Raw genomic sequence first — 17,404 nt, 5'->3', positions numbered from 1 at the left:
GGATCGAAAGAGAGAAGGTTATGGCTACACAAACAACGAAACAGCCTGATGTGGTGACCTCAGTTGAGGTTATCGACGGTCATGCACTGCGCATTCCGATGTTCCAGTTGCTGGATAAAGATGGCAAACCTCACGAAGGCGTTACTCTGCCTGAAATAGATAAAGACCTGGCACTGAAAATGTTCAGTACCATGCAGTTTATTCGGGTCCTTGATGAGCGCATGATTGCCGCTCAGCGCCAGGGCCGGATTAGCTTTTACCTTTCGTCACTGGGCGAAGAGGCGGCAAGCATAGGCTCTGCAGCGGCACTTAAGTTTGACGACATGATCATGGGTCAATACCGTGAACAAGGGTCACTGGCTTTTCGCGGATTCACCATTAAGCAGTTCATGAACCAGCTGTTTTCAAATGCGGAAGACCTCGGTAAAGGACGTCAGATGCCAGTTCACTACGGCTGTGCCGATTTGAACTTTATGACTATCTCATCGCCGCTGGGCACACAGATCCCGCAGGCCACAGGTTACGCCTATGGGCAAAAGCATGAAGACTCAGGCTTATGCACGCTGGTGTACTTTGGTGAAGGTGCGGCGTCAGAAGGTGACTTCCATGCGGGGCTGAATATGGCCTCGGTGCTGAAAGTGCCGGCAATTTTCTTCTGCCGCAACAATGGCTACGCTATCTCCACGCCGATCAGCGAACAGCTGGCTGGTGACGGTATTGCACCGCGTGGTGTTGGCTATGGTATGAAAACTATTCGTGTCGACGGCAATGATATTCTGGCTGTCTATGCAGCCACGCAGGAAGCACGCCGTTTAGCGGTTGAGGAAAACGAACCTGTGCTGATTGAAGCGATGTCGTATCGTATGGCCGGGCATTCTACCTCTGATGATCCGACCGGTTATCGTACCCGTGATGAAGAACAGGCCTGGCGTGATAAGTGTCCGTTGAAGCGTTTTCGCAATTACCTGCTGAGCAAAGGCTGGATTAATGAAGACGATGCCGATGCCCAGCAGCAGGAAGTAAAAGAAGCAGTACTGGCGGCGCTGAAAGAAGCAGAGAAGGTTCCAGTTCCGCACATTGATGAAATCATCAATGATGTGTATGACACCCCCACCGAGCAGCTGAAAGAGCAGCTTGAGCAACTGAAAGAGCACGTTCGTAAGTATCCGGACGCGTATCCGAAGACATCAGAAGGGGTGAAATAATAATGGCGAAGATGAATTTATTACAGGCCATCAATAGTGCCCTTGATGTGGCGATGGCAAAGAATGAAAAAGTCACTGTATTTGGCGAAGACGTCGGCCATTTCGGCGGCGTCTTCCGTGCCACCAGTGGTTTGCAAGAAAAATACGGGCGTAGCCGCTGTTTTAATACCCCATTGGTTGAACAGGGTATTATTGGCTTTGCTAACGGGCTGGCCTCTCAGGGTGGCCTGCCAGTCGCGGAAATTCAGTTTGGCGACTATATTTTTCCGGCATTCGATCAGATCGTCAACGAGACGGCGAAGTTTCGTTACCGTTCGGGCAACGAATTTGATGTGGGTGGCCTGACTATACGTACACCCTATGGCGGTGGTATCCATGGTGGTCACTACCATTCGCAGTCACCAGAAGCCTACTTTGCCCATACTCCTGGCCTGAAAATTGTTATTCCACGCAACCCATATGAAGCGAAAGGCTTGTTGCTAAGTGCGATTTTCGATCCGAACCCAGTGCTCTTTATGGAGCCCAAGCGGATGTACCGTGCCGCGGTTGGTGAAGTGCCGGAAGAGGAATATACCATTCCGCTGGGTAAAGCCGAGGTGGTGAAAGAAGGTAGCGACATTACTCTGGTTGGCTGGGGTGCGCAGATCGAAGTGATTGAGAAAGCAGCAGAGCTGGCTGAGAAAGATGGTGTTAGCTGTGAAATTATCGATCTGCGTAGCATTTTGCCATGGGACGCGGATACCGTCGCTGAGTCAGTGATGAAAACCGGTCGCCTGGTTATTTCTCAGGAAGCGCCGCATACGATGGCGTTCGGCTCAGAAGTGGCTGCTACTATTCAGGAAAAAGCATTCCTTTACCTGGAGTCGCCGATTGCGCGGGTTTCGGGCCTCGATACGCCGTACCCACTGGCGCACGAGAAAGAGTACATGGCAGACCACCTGAAAACCTACGAAGCCATTAAGCGTTCACTGAATTACTAAGGAGCCTGAGCATGAGTACAGATTTTATCTTACCTGACATTGGCGAAGGCATTGTAGAGTGCGAAATCGTTGAATGGGTGGTAGCTGAAGGCGACAGCGTGAAAGAAGATCAGGTTGTGGTTGAGGTGATGACCGATAAAGCCGTGGTAGAAATTCCGGCGAAGTCTGATGGCGTTGTGGTTAAGCATTATTATGCGAAAGGTGACGTCGCGAAAGTCGGTGAGGCATTGTTTGCGATCGATGAAGAAGGCTCGTCATCATCAGAAGAGACTGCTGAGAGTAAGCCACAGCCAAAAGAACCTGCGGATTCCAGCGCCGACGAAATAAAAGCGACCGCTAGTGAGGAGTCCCCTCAAAGCAGTGGTCACAGCAATGACTTTATATTGCCGGATATTGGTGAAGGCATTGTCGAGTGCGAGATCGTTGAATGGCATGTTCAACAGGGCGACCAGGTAAAAGAAGATCAGGTTGTGGTTGAAGTCATGACTGATAAGGCCGTGGTCGAGATCCCGGCGAAGACAGATGGCGTGGTGAGCAAGCTTTACCATGCTAAAGGTGAAATCGCCAAAGTGGGCGACCCTTTATTTGCCTTACAGGGTACTGGAGATGTCGCCGCTGATGCACCTGCTAAAGCATCCTCTGACACCGCGGCCAGCAACAAAGCAGCGTCGGCCACAGAAGCGCCTAAAGCAGCTTCGCAAGGTAAGGCACTGGCGAGCCCTGCGGTACGCCGGCGTGCCCGCGAAGCTGGCATTGATATTGCGGCAGTACCTGGCAGTGGTAGCAAAGGGCGCGTTCTGAAAGAAGATATTCAGAGTTATGTTGAGGGCGGCAAGGATAAACCAGCCCCAGCGCAAGCGACCTCGAGTCCGTCTAAAGCCACAGGTGGCAGCCGCACTGAACCACTGAAAGGGGTTAAAGCGGCGATGGCCAAATTAATGGCTGAATCGGTGCGTACCATTCCGCATTTTACTTATGCTGAAGAGTTTGATTTAACTGAACTTCGTGCCATGCATAAGAAGCTGAAAGCGAAGTACGCCGACAAAGGCGTTAAACTGACGTTGATGCCATTCTTTATCAAAGCGCTGTCGCTGGCGCTTAAAGAATACCCGATTATGAATGCTCAGTTGAACGATGAAGCCAGTGAGATTACCTATTTCGAGGATCACAATATCGGCATGGCTGTGGCGACCAAAATTGGACTCATGGTGCCAAACATCAAAGGTGTGCAGAATATGACCTTGTTGCAGGTGGCGGAGGAAGTCACCCGGCTGACCAATGCAGCGCGTGACGGCAAAGTCGCTCAGGCTGATATGAAAGGCGGTACTATCACCATTTCTAATATCGGAGTGGTAGGCGGTACGGTCACCACGCCCATTATCAATAAGCCCGAAGCCGCTATTGTTGCCTTAGGTAAGGTGCAAAGTCTGCCTCGTTTTGATGAGCAGGGCGCAGTGGTTGCCCGCGATATCATGACGGCAAGCTGGTCAGGCGATCATCGGATTATTGATGGCGCGACGGTGGCGAATTTCAATAATCGCTGGAAAGAGTTTCTTGAAGACCCCTCCAGCATGTTAGTTGAAATGGCATGAGTCAACTCGCTTAGCGCCAGTCATCACTGAATGTAAAAGCACATCCTCGGGTGTGCTTTTTTGTGTCTTCAATTCGCCATTTTTGTGAATTGCACTAGCCTTTTAAAGGATGTTCTTAGTGAAAAATGAGGTACAGTGATGGGATTCTGGAAACGTTTATTCTCAGGCTCGAATCAGCCAGACAAAGATTCAACAGTGGGTGTAGACCCGACTCGTGATCAGAAAATGAAAGCGCAGGAGAAAAAATCAACGGCGTCGGAAGGCGCTAAATTTAGCGGTCGAACCGAAGAAACCAAGGCACAGAAGCAGGCCGACCCGGAAACACGGGAAATTGTGCAGGATGCAGAGGAGTATCCGAAGGAAAGTAAGCCTCGTGGTGATGTTGATGCCGCCAAGGCCGGGGGCGCTGTGAAACCAAAGAAAAGCAAGGAAGAGCAACGCAAGACCCAGCCTAAACCTGCTGCTGAACAGAAAACGACGCCGCACGAAGCCGAACCAGGAACGGGTAAACCACATGCCGGAGAGCACAAAGAAAAGTAGTCTGGTTCGAACCATAAGAGGTATATAGGATTGCAGCAGAGACACCGTATTCACCGGGCGAGTTGGCTTCGGGCGGCAGTACTCGGGGCCAACGATGGTATTCTGTCAACCGCCAGCCTGGTGATTGGGGTCGCTGCCGCAGCCGCGGGCAAAGAGGCTGTTCTGTTGGCCGGTGTAGCTGGCGCGGTGGCCGGAGCACTGTCGATGGGCGCCGGCGAATACGTTTCAGTCAGCTCCCAGGCTGATCTGGAACGAGCAGATATCGAGCTTGAGCGGGATCATCAAAACGCTGATCCCGCGTTTGAGCTGGAAGAACTCACTCAGATTTACATCAACCGGGGTTTGTCTCGTTCTCTGGCGCGGGACGTGGCTAGTCAGTTAATGAACCAGGATGCGCTGGCTGCGCATGCGCGTGATGAACTGGGCATTAACCCTAACTTCAAGGCGCGGCCATTAAAGGCAGCCACCTCGTCGGCAGCGGCGTTTAGTATCGGAGCGGCGTTGCCGCTGGTGGCTAGCTGGTTGTTACCACCTTCACAACTTGTTGCAGGCGTTGCCAGTTCTAGTCTATTGTTTCTGGCCTTATTGGGCGCATTTGCGGCCCGAACAGGAGGGGCATCAGTCATCAAAGGTGCAATGCGTGTCGCTCTGTGGGGTGCCGGTGCTATGCTGGTCACCGCGCTAGTCGGTGCGTGGTTTGGCTTATCAGTGTAGCCAGAATTTAACGGAGACTTAGAATGGCCTTTGCCGATGCAAGGTTACAACAAGCTTATAAAGATGCCGCCCGGCAGGTTAAATTTTCTATCTTGCGCCATCCCCAGCGCAGCATGAGTGAGGTCTTACTCGGCTTGAGTGAACGGGCGAAAAACGTGCCTGAGGCGGACTATTACGGACAGGGCGAACTCATTGAGGGCTTCGAGCACGATCTGGCTACCAGATTTGGCAAAGAAGCCGCTTTGTTCTTGCCTAGTGGCACCATGGCTCAGCCCCTTGCCCTGCGTATTCACTGTGATGAGAGACATAATAACCGGGTGGCGTTGCATCCCAGCAGTCATTTATTGCTGCACGAAGAAAGCGGCTACCGAAAATTATGGCAGTTGCAAAAGCTTCAGTACGGTCCGGCAGACCGTCCAGCGCGCCTGAGCGACTGCAAAGCCTGGCCAGCCCAGCAAAGACCCGCCGCGATGGTGTATGAGTTGCCATTGCGCGAACTTGGTGGAGCTCTTCCGTCATGGCAGTCTCTGCACGAGCAAGCGCAGTGGGCGAAACGACATCAGATCGCATTGCATATAGACGGAGCGCGGATTTGGCAGTGCGCGGCCGCCTATCAACGTAGCCTGGCGGATATCGCGGAATTAGCCGATTCGCTGTATGTTTCTTTTTACAAAGACATTGGTGGTATCGCCGGGGCTGCCTTATTGGGAGATGCGGACTTCATCCAAAAAGCGCGGGTTTGGGCTCGACGAGCAGGGGGTAACCTGTACGCGTTCTATCCTTACGTGCTGGCTGCACAGCAGGGCATGGACGATAACCTCGACGCTATCAGCGAAGCGGTCAGCTATACGGCTGTACTGGCGCCTGCGCTGGCTGAGATCGAAGGCATTGAACTAATTCCTGCAGAGCCTCAGTGCGCGATGTTTCATATCCGCATAGAGCTTCCCCCGAGTCAGTTGATGACTCAGGTTATTGCCTACGCGCGGCAGCATGACGTGCTGATGTTACCCATGCCACGCCAGCACGGCGCCAATCATTGCGTGTTTGAAATCTCAGTGGGGCGCAACGCATTGGCTCAACCAGTCGAGTTTTGGCAATCGCATATGCGCAACCTGCTGCAAAGCAGTGGACTGGCCTAAGGTGCACAGCCGCCTTGAAATAAATACAGAAATAAGTTTTGACTTCTGCTCGATAGGGAGTAAACTGACTCTCGTCGGTTAAGAAATATTTAATTGATCCTCCACTTCGATGTCTGATTACTCGTAATTTCTTCGTCCTGTAGTTTCAAGTAGTTTTATTTTTATCCGCACGATTTTTTCAAATTTTTATACGGGAATTACCAGTATGTCAGAAGTTATCAAAGGTTCAGTAAAGTGGTTCAACGAGTCAAAAGGTTTTGGCTTCCTTGAGCAAGACGGCGGTCCAGATGTATTCGCTCATTTCAGCGCAATCCAGGGCAACGGCTTCAAAACTTTAGCTGAAGGCCAGCGCGTTGAGTTCACTGTAACTCAAGGCCCTAAAGGTCCTCAAGCGGAAAACATCACTCCGCTGTAAGTCGGACTGAACAGATTCCAGAAAGCAAGCCTTCGGGCTTGCTTTTTTTGTGCCTGAAATCCGCTGAAACCTACAGGTTGCTGCAGGCAGTTTGATCCGCTGAAGCTAGACTAAGTAGTCTGTCGATGAAACCTGGGGAATGGTCATGGATGACTATCAGTGCTTTATGAACGAGCAGCGGCTGCGTTTACTGACCTTGCTGGATGCGAGCTATCATCCACAAGGGGGCTATCAATCGGTTCTGGCTGAACTCAATCGGCTTTGTGAGGACTGGTGTGACCGTTTTGCTGGCATGACCTTGCCGACTTGCTCTGGCGAGGAGCGGACCTTCTGGTTTGCCTTAATTCAGCTGGAAGAACTGCTTGTGTCCTATGGTTATGCGCTGCGCAGTGACTGGGAAGATATCCAGCTCAATGTCCTCAATGAAGTCAGGGAGTTACTGCGAGCCGGACTGCCGTTGCGCGAGGGATACTTTGCCAGTCGGCCGAATGGAAGCTAGAATTCCCCGCGCAAGCTGCCGTTTACTCTATAGTTGCAAAGCGGTCGTTGAGGTAGGTTTTTATGTCATCGGATTCGTACAGCCACTCTTCGCGGTCCTGATGACGGATCAGTAAGCAAGGTACTTTGCTTTTGCCGCCACCCTGAATAAGGGTTTCCCGGTGCCGCGGATCCAGTTGTGCGTCGCGGATTTCAATCGGTAAATTCAGGCGACGCATTTCTTTGCGTACTTTAATGCAAAAGGGGCAGGCGCGAAACTGATAGAGCGCCAGATCACGACATGCTTTATCGACCTCCTGCTGACCTTGTGCACTTCGCTGCATAGGTTTTGGCGTCGTCAGTGTTTCACTAATCAACATCACGGGCGTGAGAACGGCGCGGACACCGCGAAAAAAATATCGAACGACTACTTTCATCAAAGGTCGACCTGTAAACTAAGGATTATGTGGCTCAGTATAACGAAATCCAGCGCCGGATGCAGTTAACTTCACACCAGTAAGGGTTCAAGAAAACAATGAAACAACGCGCTTTATGTCGGTTACTGCTCGGAGTAACCATCGTCAGTTCCCTCGCACTTGCAGGCTGTGGTTCGTCGCCGTCGTCTGAGCAGAGTGAGGACCCAGAGGTCACAGTGGATACACCGCCAACAGCGGACTCCGCTGCTGATTCGTTGTCTTATAACCTGCGTCGGCTGGCTGATCGCGATTTCGTAGACAGCTATGGCGATGGTGAGAATGAGAAAATTTGGTACACCGCTGCGGAGAATCTCGGTGAGATCGGCAAGCAGGCAATCCCTCCGTTGATAGAGCGTTTAGACTCGCCGGACGAGTATGAGGTGATGCTGGCATTATACGCCCTGCAACTGGCAAGCCAGGATGAGGCATTAGCCGAGGATATTGGGGATAATTATTTACGTCTGCCAAGTGTGTTAAACCCCCGGGCGAATCCCCAAAACCGGGCGATCGCGTTAAGTTGGTGGCAGCAATATGAACACCTGTGGTCACAACAATGACAGAATTACTTTGTTGTCCGGTCTGTTTAGACAGTGGTTTTTCAGGCCACACTCAGGCGGCAGAAAATCCGTTGGTATTCGGGCAGGGGAGCTGGTGTTGTTCGCACGGACATCAGTTTGATCAAGCTCGCCAGGGATACATCAATGTATTGCCTGCCCAGCACAAGCGTTCTAAAGATCCGGGTGACAGCAAGGCGATGGTTCAGGCTCGCCGGCGGTTTCTCGAACAGGGATTCTATCAGCCGTTAGCTGATGCTATCGGTCGGATGTTGCAGTGTGTTGCTGATCCGGGCGCTGTGCTCGATGCGGGCTGTGGGGAAGGCTATTATCTTCGTCAGCTGGCCGCTAAACGCCCCGGTTTGCAATTACTGGGCAATGATATTTCCAAATGGGCGGTGCGCGCTGCTGCACCCTGGCATAAAACAGCAACCTATCTGGTTGCCTCAAATGCGCGTATTCCCTTAACCAGTGGCAGTCTGGACGCTATTATTTGCGCCTTTGGCTTTGCAGTCGACAATGAGTTTTTGCGGCTGCTGAAGCCAACCGGATACTTACTCAAAGTTGACCCCGCCAGCCGGCATCTGAATGAACTGCGTCAGGTGCTCTATAACAACGCGCGTGACGCTGAAGCCGAGTCGACCAATAGCCGCGCGGGCTGGCAGCTGATTGAGTCTGAACGGCTTTGTTTTTCGATTGCTCTACCCACTAAGGATAGCATTCAGGATCTGGTAGCAATGACCCCTCATCAGCACAAAGCCGGGCGAGACGGCCTTGAACGTCTCTCTGCGCTTACCTCGATGACAGTGACGGTCGACATAACGCTAAACCTTTACCAACCGGACTCCACTCACTCAATCAACGAAGGAGCAGGGTTATGACCATCTGGGTCGACGCCGATGCGTGTCCTCGTGTTATCAAAGATATTCTGTTCCGTGCTGCGGTGCGTAAGCAGTTGCCATTAATTTTAGTCGCCAACCACTATCAGGCGACACCCAAAACCCCGTTGATAAAGTCAATTCAGGTGGCTGGTGGTTTTGACGAAGCAGATGATGAAATTGTACGGCGCTGTGAACCCGGAGACCTGGTCATCACGGCGGACATTCCCCTGGCCAGCGAGGTGATAGCGAAAAAGGGCCAGGTGATAACACCGCGAGGTGAAATTCTCGATTCCGGTAATGTCGGGGCGCGTTTGAATATTCGCGATTTTAACGACACCATGCGCGCCAGTGGAGAGCATACCGGGGGGCCACCGCCGTTGCATGCCCGCGATCGGCAGCAATTCGCCAATGCGTTGGACCGTTATCTGGCCCAAAACAGCTAGTCTGGAGTGGCCGAGAGCTCTTCTCTAATAACTTGATTTATTGGCTATATTTGATTTTTTAGAAAGTAAATACTTTGTATATCCGCTGGCAATTTAGACAGCAGTGGTTATAACCATAGAGCAGTATTTACTTTTTTGGGGGAATCAATGTGGCCATACCTGACACACTGCTGGTTATGGCGGCGCTTTGGCTTGTGCTGGTGGTTGCCGGTGCTGTTGAAGCCTGGCATCACCGGCGAGTAATCAAATCCATACCAGTTCGTATTCATGTCAACGGGACCCGCGGCAAAACCAGCGTAACCAGACTTATTGCTGCTGGGTTACGCGGTGGCGGCAAGCGGGTCTGTGCAAAAACCACTGGTTCAGCCGCCGCATTCACTGATCCGGAAGGGCGTGAATTTGCACTCTACCGGATTAGCGGCGCGAATATTATTGAGCAAATGCGACTGATGGCGCGAATGGCAAAGTTCCGTCCGGACATTGTCGTGGTTGAGTGCATGGCGTTGCAGCCTCATTATCAGTCGCTCACTGAACTGAAAATGGTCCGTTCAAACCTTGGTGTCATCACCAATGCGCGACCTGACCACCTTGATGTGATGGGGCCGGGTGAGGAAGACGTGGCATTAGCACTAGCTGGCAGTACACCAGTGAAAGGGGCTTTGTTTACGGCTGAACGAGACTTATTGCATGTCTTTCGCACTTCAACCGAGGATCGCAAAAGCGATCTGCACGGTGTCAGCGAGACTGAAGTCAAAGCGATTGGCGACGATATTCTCAGCCAGTTCCAGTATAGCGAGCATGCCGAGAATATCGCGTTGGCTCTGAAGGTCTGCCAACACCTCGGGGTTGAGAGACAAGCAGCGTTGCAAGGCATGATCGACCTTGAACCTGAAGCCGGTGCAATGCGCATCCTGCACCTTGAGTACTTCAATCGGGATATGATTTTCGTCAATGCATTTGCCGCCAATGATCCCGAATCCACAGGCCATATCTGGGAGCGTTTAATCAAACGTCATGGCGAAGGTCGTCGGCGTATCGCGCTGGTTAACTGCCGCGCGGACCGGCCGCATCGCTCTCAACAAATGGCAGAAGCTGCCGTGAACTGGACAGCACCGGATAAGTACGTGGTGATGGGGTCCGGCACCTTGATGTTTGTGCGTATGGCGGTCAGAGCCGGGATTGACCCAAACCGAATTGTGGTGATGGAACAGGGCGCAATGACTGACATTATCGAAACTCTGTTTGAAGAATGCGGGTATAGATCCCTGGTTGTCGGTATGTGCAATATTCATGGTGGCGGTGAAGACGTCGCGCGCTTTTTCCAGAACCGTGCGTTGAAAGAGGAAGACTTATGATAGCGCTAAATATTCTTGCTGTTGCCATCGGCATCGGCCTGTTCTTTACCCTGGTACTAAGCACCACATTTGGACTCGCAGCGGGAGGACTGGTTGTGCCGGGCTATATGGCCCTGCAGCTTATGAGTCCGCTCAGCGTCGCAGTAACCTTATTCGCCGCGTTCGTCACCTTTCTTATTGTGCGTATGGTGTCGACCTATGTGGTTATCTATGGCCGTCGTCAGACGATTATTATGATCCTGACGGGTTACCTGATTGCAGGGTTAATCGATTTGTTCCTCGGTAGTCTGGTCTCCTGGGCGGATCTGGAAATGATTGGCCAGACCGGTGAAGCGGAAGCACAGGTCGCTCAGCTGGAGTCAGGTTTTATGATGGCGGTGATGGAAACCAGCATTATCGGTTATATCATCCCCGGTCTGATTGCGATTTGGTTTGACCGGCAAGGCGTACTGCAGACCCTCTGTGGTCTGGCCGTTACCGCGGTGCTGGTGCGTCTGGCTTTAATCATTCTGATGCCCGATGCGCTGATGGCCTATGAAGCGCAGCAAACAATACAAATGCCAGGTTGGTAAGGAGACAGAGTATGAGTAAATACACCAAGATTTACTGGCGTTCGTCGCAGGTTCCAGCCTGGGGACTTATTTTTCTCGCGGCCATGGCGATTGTTATCCTACTCGCGGCTGAAAAAATCCAGGTGCGGGATCCGGTGATTGAAGAGCATTATTCAACGATGGTGGCGGCCTCAGGCACGGTTCGCGACAGCTATGATGTGATCCGTTCGGTGCGCAGCAATTTGCGGCCGATAAACCCGGAAACTGACCCGCAGCGATCAGGTTTGATAGGACCATCGAGTAGCGAAGTCACAACGACCATCGGCGGTCTGGAGTCAAAGCAAACCTCAGTCAACCCCAATTGGGGCGCAGTTGCGGTGAAATTATTGGCGGATGCCGAGGTGGAAGAGGGGGATTTAGTTGCGGTCGCTGTATCCGGTTCGTTTCCAGCGTTGAATATAGCTGTCTACGCTGCGATTGAGGCATTAGGTGCAGAAGCCGTTATTATCGCGTCGGGGTCGTCCTCTCAATATGGTGCTAACTTACCAGGTTTGCTGTGGCTGGATATGGAGCGTGAGCTTCGTGATGCGGATCTGTTGACGCTACGGCCTGTCGCTGCCTCGATAGGCGGTGTCGAAGACCGTGGCGCAGATTTATCGGCAGAAGGCCGCAGTATTATCCGCGAAGCTATTGAACGTAGCGGGGCGAGTTACATTCAGCCGAGTAACTACCAGGAGGCAGTTGCCGACCGCATTGCGCTCTATCGTGAACACTCGTCGGGTCGTCCGTTTAAAGCCTTTATCAACGTAGGTGGCGGCGCCACCATCGTCGGCCCTCCGAGTATCGATAGTTTATTTGCACCCGGCTTATTGCGTAACGCCCCGGCACGAGCGTTTGCTGTGGATACAGTGATGGGATACTTTTTACGCGAGGGCGTGCCCGCCATTCACTTTATCGGCGTAAAAGACATGGCAGAGCGCTATGGGCTGCCAATTGCATCACGAAACCCGGTTCCGGTTGGCGACGGTGGGGTTTATTCAAGCACCCGGTATTCGCGCATCCTGGCTTTTATACTTGGACTTATTCTGGTTGGTCTCACCTGGCTGATGGTTCGCTCTGGTGGTATTATCGGTTTCTGGAATCGCCAGGGGCATAGTGGCAAAGGCGTCAAACCCATGGTGTAAACAAGGACTTATAACGTTTGGGTAGCTTGTGAATAAACTAGAACTGAAAATTCCACCCTTGCTGGTGGTGGTAGTGACAGCGGCCTGTATGTGGTTAGTTACCGCATACGTGCCGCTGGTATTGGTTACCTTTGCTGGTCAGCTTGCTATCGCATTGGTGTTTGCCATTGCTGGTTTCCAGATAGCAGTCTCTGGCGTGCGCACCTGCTATGCGGCTCAGACCACGGTCAATCCGCTTAAGCCGGAAGACAGCAACACCTTAATAACCGAAGGGGTCTTCAAGGTTAGTCGCAATCCGATGTATCTGGGGTTTTTGCTGGCACTGACCGGGTTCGCGCTGTGGTTAGGCGCACTCACCGCGGTGTTGTGGTTGCCGCTGTTCGTCCTCTATATGAATCGTTTTCAGATCCAGCCGGAAGAACGGGCGTTGTCGCAACACTTCGGTGAAGCGTATCTGGCTTATCAGCAAAAGGTCCGTCGCTGGATTTAAACCCGCAAGACTAGTTTCGCTTTGCAACCATCCGCCGTACCAGGCCCGGTAAGAAACGGTGTAGCACAGGGGCAACTTTCGATAGTCCCTTGCCGACAATAATCTCATCTTTATCTGCTTTGATGGCGGCGATTATTTCAGTGGCGCACTGGGCGGCGGAAATACCCCCTGCATTATCAGGGTCGGCTTGTCCGAGCGCTGAACCGTCGCCAACTAATGCGTTATGTGCAATCTGAGTGTGAACAAACCCCGGGCACACGGTTAAGCAGCGCACGTTTTTGTCCGCCAGTTCAGCACGAAAACAGTCCATAAACCCGATAACCGCAAACTTAGCTCCGGAATACCCTGAACGTCGTTTACTGCCAACTTTGCCGGCTACACTGGCGACGGTCACAATGTGACCATCACCCTGGTCAACCAAACGCGGTGCAATCAGCTTACTCAGCGCCACCACACTAAAATAATTCACTTCCATCAGGTCCCGGTAGACTTCAAAATCAGTCTCCAACGCCAGGCTGCGTTGTGAAATGCCGGCGTTGTTGATCAGAATATCGACCTTAATGTCGTCCAGAAAGGCTTCAGCGCGGTTAACCGCTTTTTCCGGGCGGGATAAATCCAGCGGCAATACCAGGTGAGTGCCTGGCAAGCGGTTCGCTATCTCGCGTAATTTATCTTCATTGCGGGCCGTCAGCACCAGGTTGGCGCCTTCGGCGGCTAATTGCTCCGCCAGTGCCAAGCCGATACCGGAGGACGCACCCGTTAACCAAATCGTTTTGCCGTTTATTTTACTCATCAGGAACTCGCTTTTGTTTTTATTGGTCAGTCGGCTATGCGGCGTCTAGACGGAAACTAGACCGTCAATAATTCACGCACAGGCCGAAAACTACGACGGTGGATCGGGGTTATCCCATGTTCACGGATTAATTGCAGATGCTGCGGGGTCGGGTAGGCTTTGTGTCGGGCAAAGTCATATACGGGGTACTTTGCGTGCCATTCGAGCATCTGCCGGTCACGTTCGACTTTAGCCAGAATCGAAGCCGCACCAATGCAGGCTTCACTGGCGTCACCTTTAATAATCGCGGTGGCGGGCACCTTTAAGTCAGGCAGTCTGTTGCCGTCTATGAGCACATGCTCTGGCGCCACTGGTAACGCAGCGACCGCACGGCTCATCGCCAGCATCGACGCGTGGAGAATATTCAGCTGGTCAATTTCTTCAACATCACACTGCGCGATGGCCCAGTAGAGTGCATGCTGCTTAATACTCTCACTGAGTAGCTGACGCTTCTTCTCGCTTAACTTCTTTGAATCGGTGACCCCTTCGATCGGATGTGCCGGATCGAGAATGACCGCGGCAGCAACGACCGGGCCGGCAATCGGACCCCGCCCAGCTTCATCAACGCCGCAGAGTAGAGTGAACTTTGCAAAATCCATGTTCTGTTATTTTTCCTATGCTAAGTTGCCGCAGACCCGTTCGATTAAACGGCTAAGTTGTTGTTGTGAAGGGTTAATTTCCGCTAAGGTAATGTATTCATCAGGCTGATGCGCCTGGCGGATTGACCCTGGACCCATGATGATGGTTTCACAGCCAAGATCCTGCACGAAGGGGGCTTCGGTGCAATAGTTGGCGGGCTGCGCTTTTTCGCCGCTGAGTTCTTCAGCCAGCTTGACGATAGCCGAGTCGGCCGGGCATGCATAACCAGGTATAGGAGCATGCATTGAATGCACTGCAATGGCGTCAGGATAGCGCTGCTGCACATCATGTAACCGACTGTTGAGCATGCTGTAAAGGTCATCAATGTTCATCCCTGGCAGAGGCCGCATATCAAGGTGCAGCTCACAACAGGCGCAAATACGATTGGCCGCATCCCCTCCGTGAATATGCCCAAGGTTCAGAGTTGGGTAGGGAACTTCAAATGCGGGTTGCTGGTAGTTTGCGGCCATCTCCTGCTTGGTGGCGAGTAGTTCGCTGATCACCTCATGCATGACTTCGATCGCGTTGAGTCCTGCCGCAGGGTTGGAACTATGGCCACTGCGTCCGGTAACCCGCACACACTCCGTCAGGTGGCCTTTGTGCATAATAACGGGCGCCATATTGGTGGGCTCGCCAATAACCGCGTAGTCAGGCTTTAAGTCGGGAAATTTATTCAGTTCGCGTGCACCTGCCATAGTGGTTTCTTCATCGGCAGTGGCGAGAATACGTAACGGCTTTTTCAGGGTACTGAGATCTTTATCTCGCAACGCCTCGAGGATAAAGGCAAAGAAGCCTTTCATATCGGCACTGCCTAAACCGTAAAGCTTGCCATCGGCTTCTGTCAGTTTGAACGGGTCCCGGGTCCAGCGGCCTTCATCCCACGGCACCGTGTCAGTATGGCCAGCCAGCAGTAAACCGCCGTCACTGTTACCCGCCGGGCAATAGCTGGCGAGCATATTGAACTTGCCTTGCTGAGCATCAAGCTGGTTAACCTGAACCTGAAAACCTAAGCTTTCGAACCAGCCAGCCAGTTTGTCGATGACCGCTTTGTTACTGGTATCCCAGGACGGGTCGAGGCATGACACCGAGGGCGCCGCAACAAGTTCCGAATACATGCTAATAAAACCGGGCAAGGATGACATGGTGGTAACCTCGTTCAACTCAAAAGGGGCATTAGCCGGTATCATAGCATGCAAATAGAATGAAAAAGAGCGCCACAAGGGCGCTCTTTTAAACGGTTAAATTCTAAGCTATTCGTTAGTTAGCCGGATAGATATAGTTTGCATCCAGACCCAAAGGCAGGCCAATCTGGGCACCGACGGTCCAGTAAAGGATTAAGAACGCTGACCAGACTACCAGTAGTACTACCGAGAATGGCAACATCAAGGAAACCAGTGTACCTATGCCGGTTCCCTTCACATAACGTTGGCAGTAAACAACAACGAGTGGGAAGTATGGCAATAGTGGCGTGATAATATTAGTTGCTGAGTCACCGACCCGGTAGGCGGCTTGGGTCAGATCAGGAGATAGACCAAGCTGCATCAGCATTGGAACGAAAATTGGAGCAATCAGACCCCATTTTGCCGCTGCTGAGCCGACGAACAGATTTATCAGGCCAACCAGGAAAATAATTCCTACTAAGGTCAGTACGCCAGGCATTCCCAATGACTGCAGGAAGTTAGCACCTTTAATTGAGAGAATGACACCAATATTCGAGTCGCCAAAAGCTTTGATAAAGAGTGCGCAGAAGAAAGCCATTACCATGTAGTAAGCCATACCTTCCATCGCTTTACTCATCGCTATGACTACATCGCGACTGGACGTGAAGGCACCGGCGATGAAACCATGCACAATCCCTGGGATCCAGAAGAACAGGAAAATAAGAGCTACGATGGACTGCATGAGCGGGGCACCTGCGACCGCCAGATCGCCAGTCACAGGGTCGCGTAATGCGGAGTTTTCCGGCATGGCTGCGGCAATCAACAGTGCTATCAGCATCACTATGACCGTAGAGGCAACATAGAACGCTTTACGATCGCGGGGGCTGACTTCTTCAATAACAGGGATATCGTCGACGTCACCATCAATTTCGGTGCCCTGTAAGCGTGGTTCAATGACTTTATCTGTCAGCCACCAACCTACAGCAACAACGATAAAACTGGATGCTGCCGTAAAGTACCAGTTATTTAATGGATTAAGGACGACCGATGGGTCGAAGAGCTGCGCCGCTTCCTGAGTAAAAGTCATTAGCATTGGGTCGATGGCACTCGGCACAAAGTTCGCGCTAAAACCGCCGGACACCCCGGCAAATGCTGCGGCGATACCCGCTAATGGATGTCGACCTGCGGCATAGAAGATAATTCCGCCCAAAGGAATTACCAATACATATCCGGCATCTACTGCGGTGTGGCTGATAATCGCCACTAAAATAAGCACTGGCGTGAGTAGTAGCTTTGGTGTCACGTTAAGCATCAGCTTGATGGCTACATTAATGAAACCACTGCGTTCTGCGACGCCGACCCCCAGCATAGCAACTAAAACCACACCTAGCGGGGCGAAGTGCATGAAGGTAGTTACCATCGTAGACAGAAACTCTGCCATTGGCTCCGCTGCCAGCAGGTTATTTACACCAACTTCATTACCCGTTAACGGGTGTGTGTCAGTGAATGATAGCTGAGAAAGAATTAGACTGAGTACCCAGATAATGACGAGCAGTCCGGCAAACATCACTGCCGGATCAGGCAGTTTGTTACCAATAACTTCGACTTTATTCAGGATACGGTTGAGCAGGCCGTCTTTATTTTCGGCGACGGTGTTGTTATCACTCATTGGATATTCCCCGTATGAATAGCGCAGTGCTTTTACAAAGCATCGTTATAGTAAATGTTCAAAACTGGCTAAGCATACATGAGCTGACGGGTACTGACCAGTACCCGT

Annotated in this window: 20 protein-coding genes; 15 read left to right on the top strand and 5 right to left on the bottom strand. The window is 51.9% G+C overall.

Going from position 1 to position 17,404, the window contains the following annotated elements; genetic code table 11:
- The first annotated feature begins 20 nt into the window (after positions 1-20).
- The 8 genes from CWE12_RS10870 (at position 21) to CWE12_RS10835 (ending at position 7,084) form a co-directional block, all read left to right on the top strand.
- Positions 21-1,205, top strand: coding sequence for a thiamine pyrophosphate-dependent dehydrogenase E1 component subunit alpha (locus CWE12_RS10870; RefSeq protein ID WP_126789747.1), 1,185 nt, complete (start codon positions 21-23; stop codon positions 1,203-1,205).
- Between the two features lie 2 nt (positions 1,206-1,207).
- Complete coding sequence (locus tag CWE12_RS10865; protein ID WP_126789746.1) at positions 1,208-2,185, top strand: alpha-ketoacid dehydrogenase subunit beta; 978 nt, start codon at positions 1,208-1,210, stop codon at positions 2,183-2,185.
- A gap of 11 nt (positions 2,186-2,196) precedes the next feature.
- Entirely contained in the window at positions 2,197-3,777 is a 1,581-nt protein-coding gene (locus CWE12_RS10860; RefSeq protein ID WP_126789745.1) for a dihydrolipoyllysine-residue acetyltransferase, read from the top strand.
- A gap of 138 nt (positions 3,778-3,915) precedes the next feature.
- Positions 3,916-4,317 carry a hypothetical protein gene (locus CWE12_RS10855; RefSeq protein ID WP_126789744.1) on the top strand — a complete coding sequence of 134 codons (402 nt, stop codon included), beginning with the start codon at positions 3,916-3,918 and terminating at the stop codon, positions 4,315-4,317.
- 30 nt (positions 4,318-4,347) lie between these two features.
- Positions 4,348-5,031, top strand: coding sequence for a VIT1/CCC1 transporter family protein (locus CWE12_RS10850; protein WP_476723724.1), 684 nt, complete (start codon positions 4,348-4,350; stop codon positions 5,029-5,031).
- A gap of 23 nt (positions 5,032-5,054) precedes the next feature.
- Positions 5,055-6,170: a threonine aldolase family protein gene (locus CWE12_RS10845; protein WP_126789742.1), complete on the top strand. Its 1,116-nt coding sequence runs from the start codon at positions 5,055-5,057 to the stop codon at positions 6,168-6,170.
- 205 nt (positions 6,171-6,375) lie between these two features.
- The gene (locus tag CWE12_RS10840) at positions 6,376-6,585 is read left to right on the top strand and encodes a cold-shock protein (protein WP_126789741.1); all 210 of its coding nucleotides are present in this window, start codon (positions 6,376-6,378) and stop codon (positions 6,583-6,585) included.
- Between the two features lie 145 nt (positions 6,586-6,730).
- Positions 6,731-7,084: a hypothetical protein gene (locus tag CWE12_RS10835; RefSeq protein ID WP_126789740.1), complete on the top strand. Its 354-nt coding sequence runs from the start codon at positions 6,731-6,733 to the stop codon at positions 7,082-7,084.
- A 22-nt stretch (positions 7,085-7,106) separates the two neighbouring features.
- Here the strand turns inward: CWE12_RS10835 and CWE12_RS10830 are convergent, their stop codons facing one another.
- Positions 7,107-7,499 carry a glutaredoxin family protein gene (locus CWE12_RS10830; RefSeq protein ID WP_126789739.1) on the bottom strand — a complete coding sequence of 131 codons (393 nt, stop codon included), beginning with the start codon at positions 7,497-7,499 and terminating at the stop codon, positions 7,107-7,109.
- A 98-nt stretch (positions 7,500-7,597) separates the two neighbouring features.
- On the opposite strand from CWE12_RS10830, the gene CWE12_RS10825 reads away from it, so the two are divergent.
- The 7 genes from CWE12_RS10825 to CWE12_RS10795 all read left to right on the top strand — a co-directional run bounded on the left by CWE12_RS10825 (position 7,598) and on the right by CWE12_RS10795 (position 12,996).
- Positions 7,598-8,095, top strand: coding sequence for a HEAT repeat domain-containing protein (locus CWE12_RS10825; RefSeq protein WP_126789738.1), 498 nt, complete (start codon positions 7,598-7,600; stop codon positions 8,093-8,095).
- Complete coding sequence (locus CWE12_RS10820) at positions 8,092-8,973, top strand: putative RNA methyltransferase (protein ID WP_198675743.1); 882 nt, start codon at positions 8,092-8,094, stop codon at positions 8,971-8,973. The genes CWE12_RS10825 and CWE12_RS10820 overlap by 4 nt, the downstream gene beginning before the upstream one ends.
- Positions 8,970-9,416, top strand: coding sequence for a YaiI/YqxD family protein (locus CWE12_RS10815; protein WP_126789736.1), 447 nt, complete (start codon positions 8,970-8,972; stop codon positions 9,414-9,416). Before CWE12_RS10820 ends, CWE12_RS10815 begins: the two co-directional genes overlap by 4 nt.
- Before the next feature lie 149 nt (positions 9,417-9,565).
- Positions 9,566-10,771 carry a poly-gamma-glutamate synthase PgsB gene (pgsB, locus tag CWE12_RS10810; RefSeq protein WP_126789735.1) on the top strand — a complete coding sequence of 402 codons (1,206 nt, stop codon included), beginning with the start codon at positions 9,566-9,568 and terminating at the stop codon, positions 10,769-10,771.
- Positions 10,768-11,343, top strand: a complete 576-nt coding sequence (pgsC, locus tag CWE12_RS10805) for a poly-gamma-glutamate biosynthesis protein PgsC (protein WP_126789734.1) — start codon at positions 10,768-10,770, stop codon at positions 11,341-11,343. The genes pgsB and pgsC overlap by 4 nt, the downstream gene beginning before the upstream one ends.
- An 11-nt stretch (positions 11,344-11,354) precedes the next feature.
- Positions 11,355-12,506, top strand: coding sequence for a poly-gamma-glutamate system protein (gene pgsW, locus CWE12_RS10800; protein WP_126789733.1), 1,152 nt, complete (start codon positions 11,355-11,357; stop codon positions 12,504-12,506).
- Between the two features lie 28 nt (positions 12,507-12,534).
- Positions 12,535-12,996: a methyltransferase family protein gene (locus tag CWE12_RS10795; protein ID WP_126789732.1), complete on the top strand. Its 462-nt coding sequence runs from the start codon at positions 12,535-12,537 to the stop codon at positions 12,994-12,996.
- A 10-nt stretch (positions 12,997-13,006) separates the two neighbouring features.
- On the opposite strand, the gene CWE12_RS10790 is transcribed toward CWE12_RS10795, so the two are convergent.
- The 4 genes from CWE12_RS10790 to CWE12_RS10775 all read right to left on the bottom strand — a co-directional run bounded on the left by CWE12_RS10790 (position 13,007) and on the right by CWE12_RS10775 (position 17,296).
- Complete coding sequence (locus CWE12_RS10790; RefSeq protein ID WP_126789731.1) at positions 13,007-13,789, bottom strand: SDR family oxidoreductase; 783 nt, start codon at positions 13,787-13,789, stop codon at positions 13,007-13,009.
- A gap of 56 nt (positions 13,790-13,845) precedes the next feature.
- Positions 13,846-14,427 carry a ribonuclease HII gene (gene rnhB / locus CWE12_RS10785; protein ID WP_126789730.1) on the bottom strand — a complete coding sequence of 194 codons (582 nt, stop codon included), beginning with the start codon at positions 14,425-14,427 and terminating at the stop codon, positions 13,846-13,848.
- Between the two features lie 15 nt (positions 14,428-14,442).
- Positions 14,443-15,609 carry an acetylornithine deacetylase gene (gene argE, locus CWE12_RS10780; protein ID WP_126789729.1) on the bottom strand — a complete coding sequence of 389 codons (1,167 nt, stop codon included), beginning with the start codon at positions 15,607-15,609 and terminating at the stop codon, positions 14,443-14,445.
- A 115-nt stretch (positions 15,610-15,724) separates the two neighbouring features.
- Complete coding sequence (locus tag CWE12_RS10775; protein ID WP_126789728.1) at positions 15,725-17,296, bottom strand: AbgT family transporter; 1,572 nt, start codon at positions 17,294-17,296, stop codon at positions 15,725-15,727.
- Positions 17,297-17,404: the final 108 nt, after the last annotated feature.

Origin of the sequence: Aliidiomarina sedimenti, from assembly GCF_003986955.1 — a bacterium.
GTDB classification, from domain to species: domain Bacteria; phylum Pseudomonadota; class Gammaproteobacteria; order Enterobacterales; family Alteromonadaceae; genus Aliidiomarina; species Aliidiomarina sedimenti.
The sequence above is the reverse complement of the archived record's forward strand: the minus strand, read 5'-3'. Positions and strand labels throughout refer to the sequence as shown.

Bases quoted from the DNA above. Each gene is read 5' to 3' on its own strand.
- argE (WP_126789729.1), bottom strand. From the start codon at position 15,609: ATGTCATCCTTGCCCGGTTTTATTAGCATGTATTCGGAACTTGTTGCG.
- CWE12_RS10835 (WP_126789740.1), top strand. From the start codon at position 6,731: ATGGATGACTATCAGTGCTTTATGAACGAGCAGCGGCTGCGTTTACTG.
- CWE12_RS10840 (WP_126789741.1), top strand. From the start codon at position 6,376: ATGTCAGAAGTTATCAAAGGTTCAGTAAAGTGGTTCAACGAGTCAAAA.
- CWE12_RS10855 (WP_126789744.1), top strand. From the start codon at position 3,916: ATGGGATTCTGGAAACGTTTATTCTCAGGCTCGAATCAGCCAGACAAA.
- CWE12_RS10845 (WP_126789742.1), top strand. From the start codon at position 5,055: ATGGCCTTTGCCGATGCAAGGTTACAACAAGCTTATAAAGATGCCGCC.
- CWE12_RS10830 (WP_126789739.1), bottom strand. From the start codon at position 7,499: ATGAAAGTAGTCGTTCGATATTTTTTTCGCGGTGTCCGCGCCGTTCTC.
- CWE12_RS10860 (WP_126789745.1), top strand. From the start codon at position 2,197: ATGAGTACAGATTTTATCTTACCTGACATTGGCGAAGGCATTGTAGAG.
- rnhB (WP_126789730.1), bottom strand. From the start codon at position 14,427: ATGGATTTTGCAAAGTTCACTCTACTCTGCGGCGTTGATGAAGCTGGG.
- CWE12_RS10825 (WP_126789738.1), top strand. From the start codon at position 7,598: ATGAAACAACGCGCTTTATGTCGGTTACTGCTCGGAGTAACCATCGTC.
- pgsC (WP_126789734.1), top strand. From the start codon at position 10,768: ATGATAGCGCTAAATATTCTTGCTGTTGCCATCGGCATCGGCCTGTTC.
- CWE12_RS10870 (WP_126789747.1), top strand. From the start codon at position 21: ATGGCTACACAAACAACGAAACAGCCTGATGTGGTGACCTCAGTTGAG.
- pgsW (WP_126789733.1), top strand. From the start codon at position 11,355: ATGAGTAAATACACCAAGATTTACTGGCGTTCGTCGCAGGTTCCAGCC.
- CWE12_RS10790 (WP_126789731.1), bottom strand. From the start codon at position 13,789: ATGAGTAAAATAAACGGCAAAACGATTTGGTTAACGGGTGCGTCCTCC.
- CWE12_RS10865 (WP_126789746.1), top strand. From the start codon at position 1,208: ATGGCGAAGATGAATTTATTACAGGCCATCAATAGTGCCCTTGATGTG.
- CWE12_RS10820 (WP_198675743.1), top strand. From the start codon at position 8,092: ATGACAGAATTACTTTGTTGTCCGGTCTGTTTAGACAGTGGTTTTTCA.
- CWE12_RS10815 (WP_126789736.1), top strand. From the start codon at position 8,970: ATGACCATCTGGGTCGACGCCGATGCGTGTCCTCGTGTTATCAAAGAT.
- CWE12_RS10775 (WP_126789728.1), bottom strand. From the start codon at position 17,296: ATGAGTGATAACAACACCGTCGCCGAAAATAAAGACGGCCTGCTCAAC.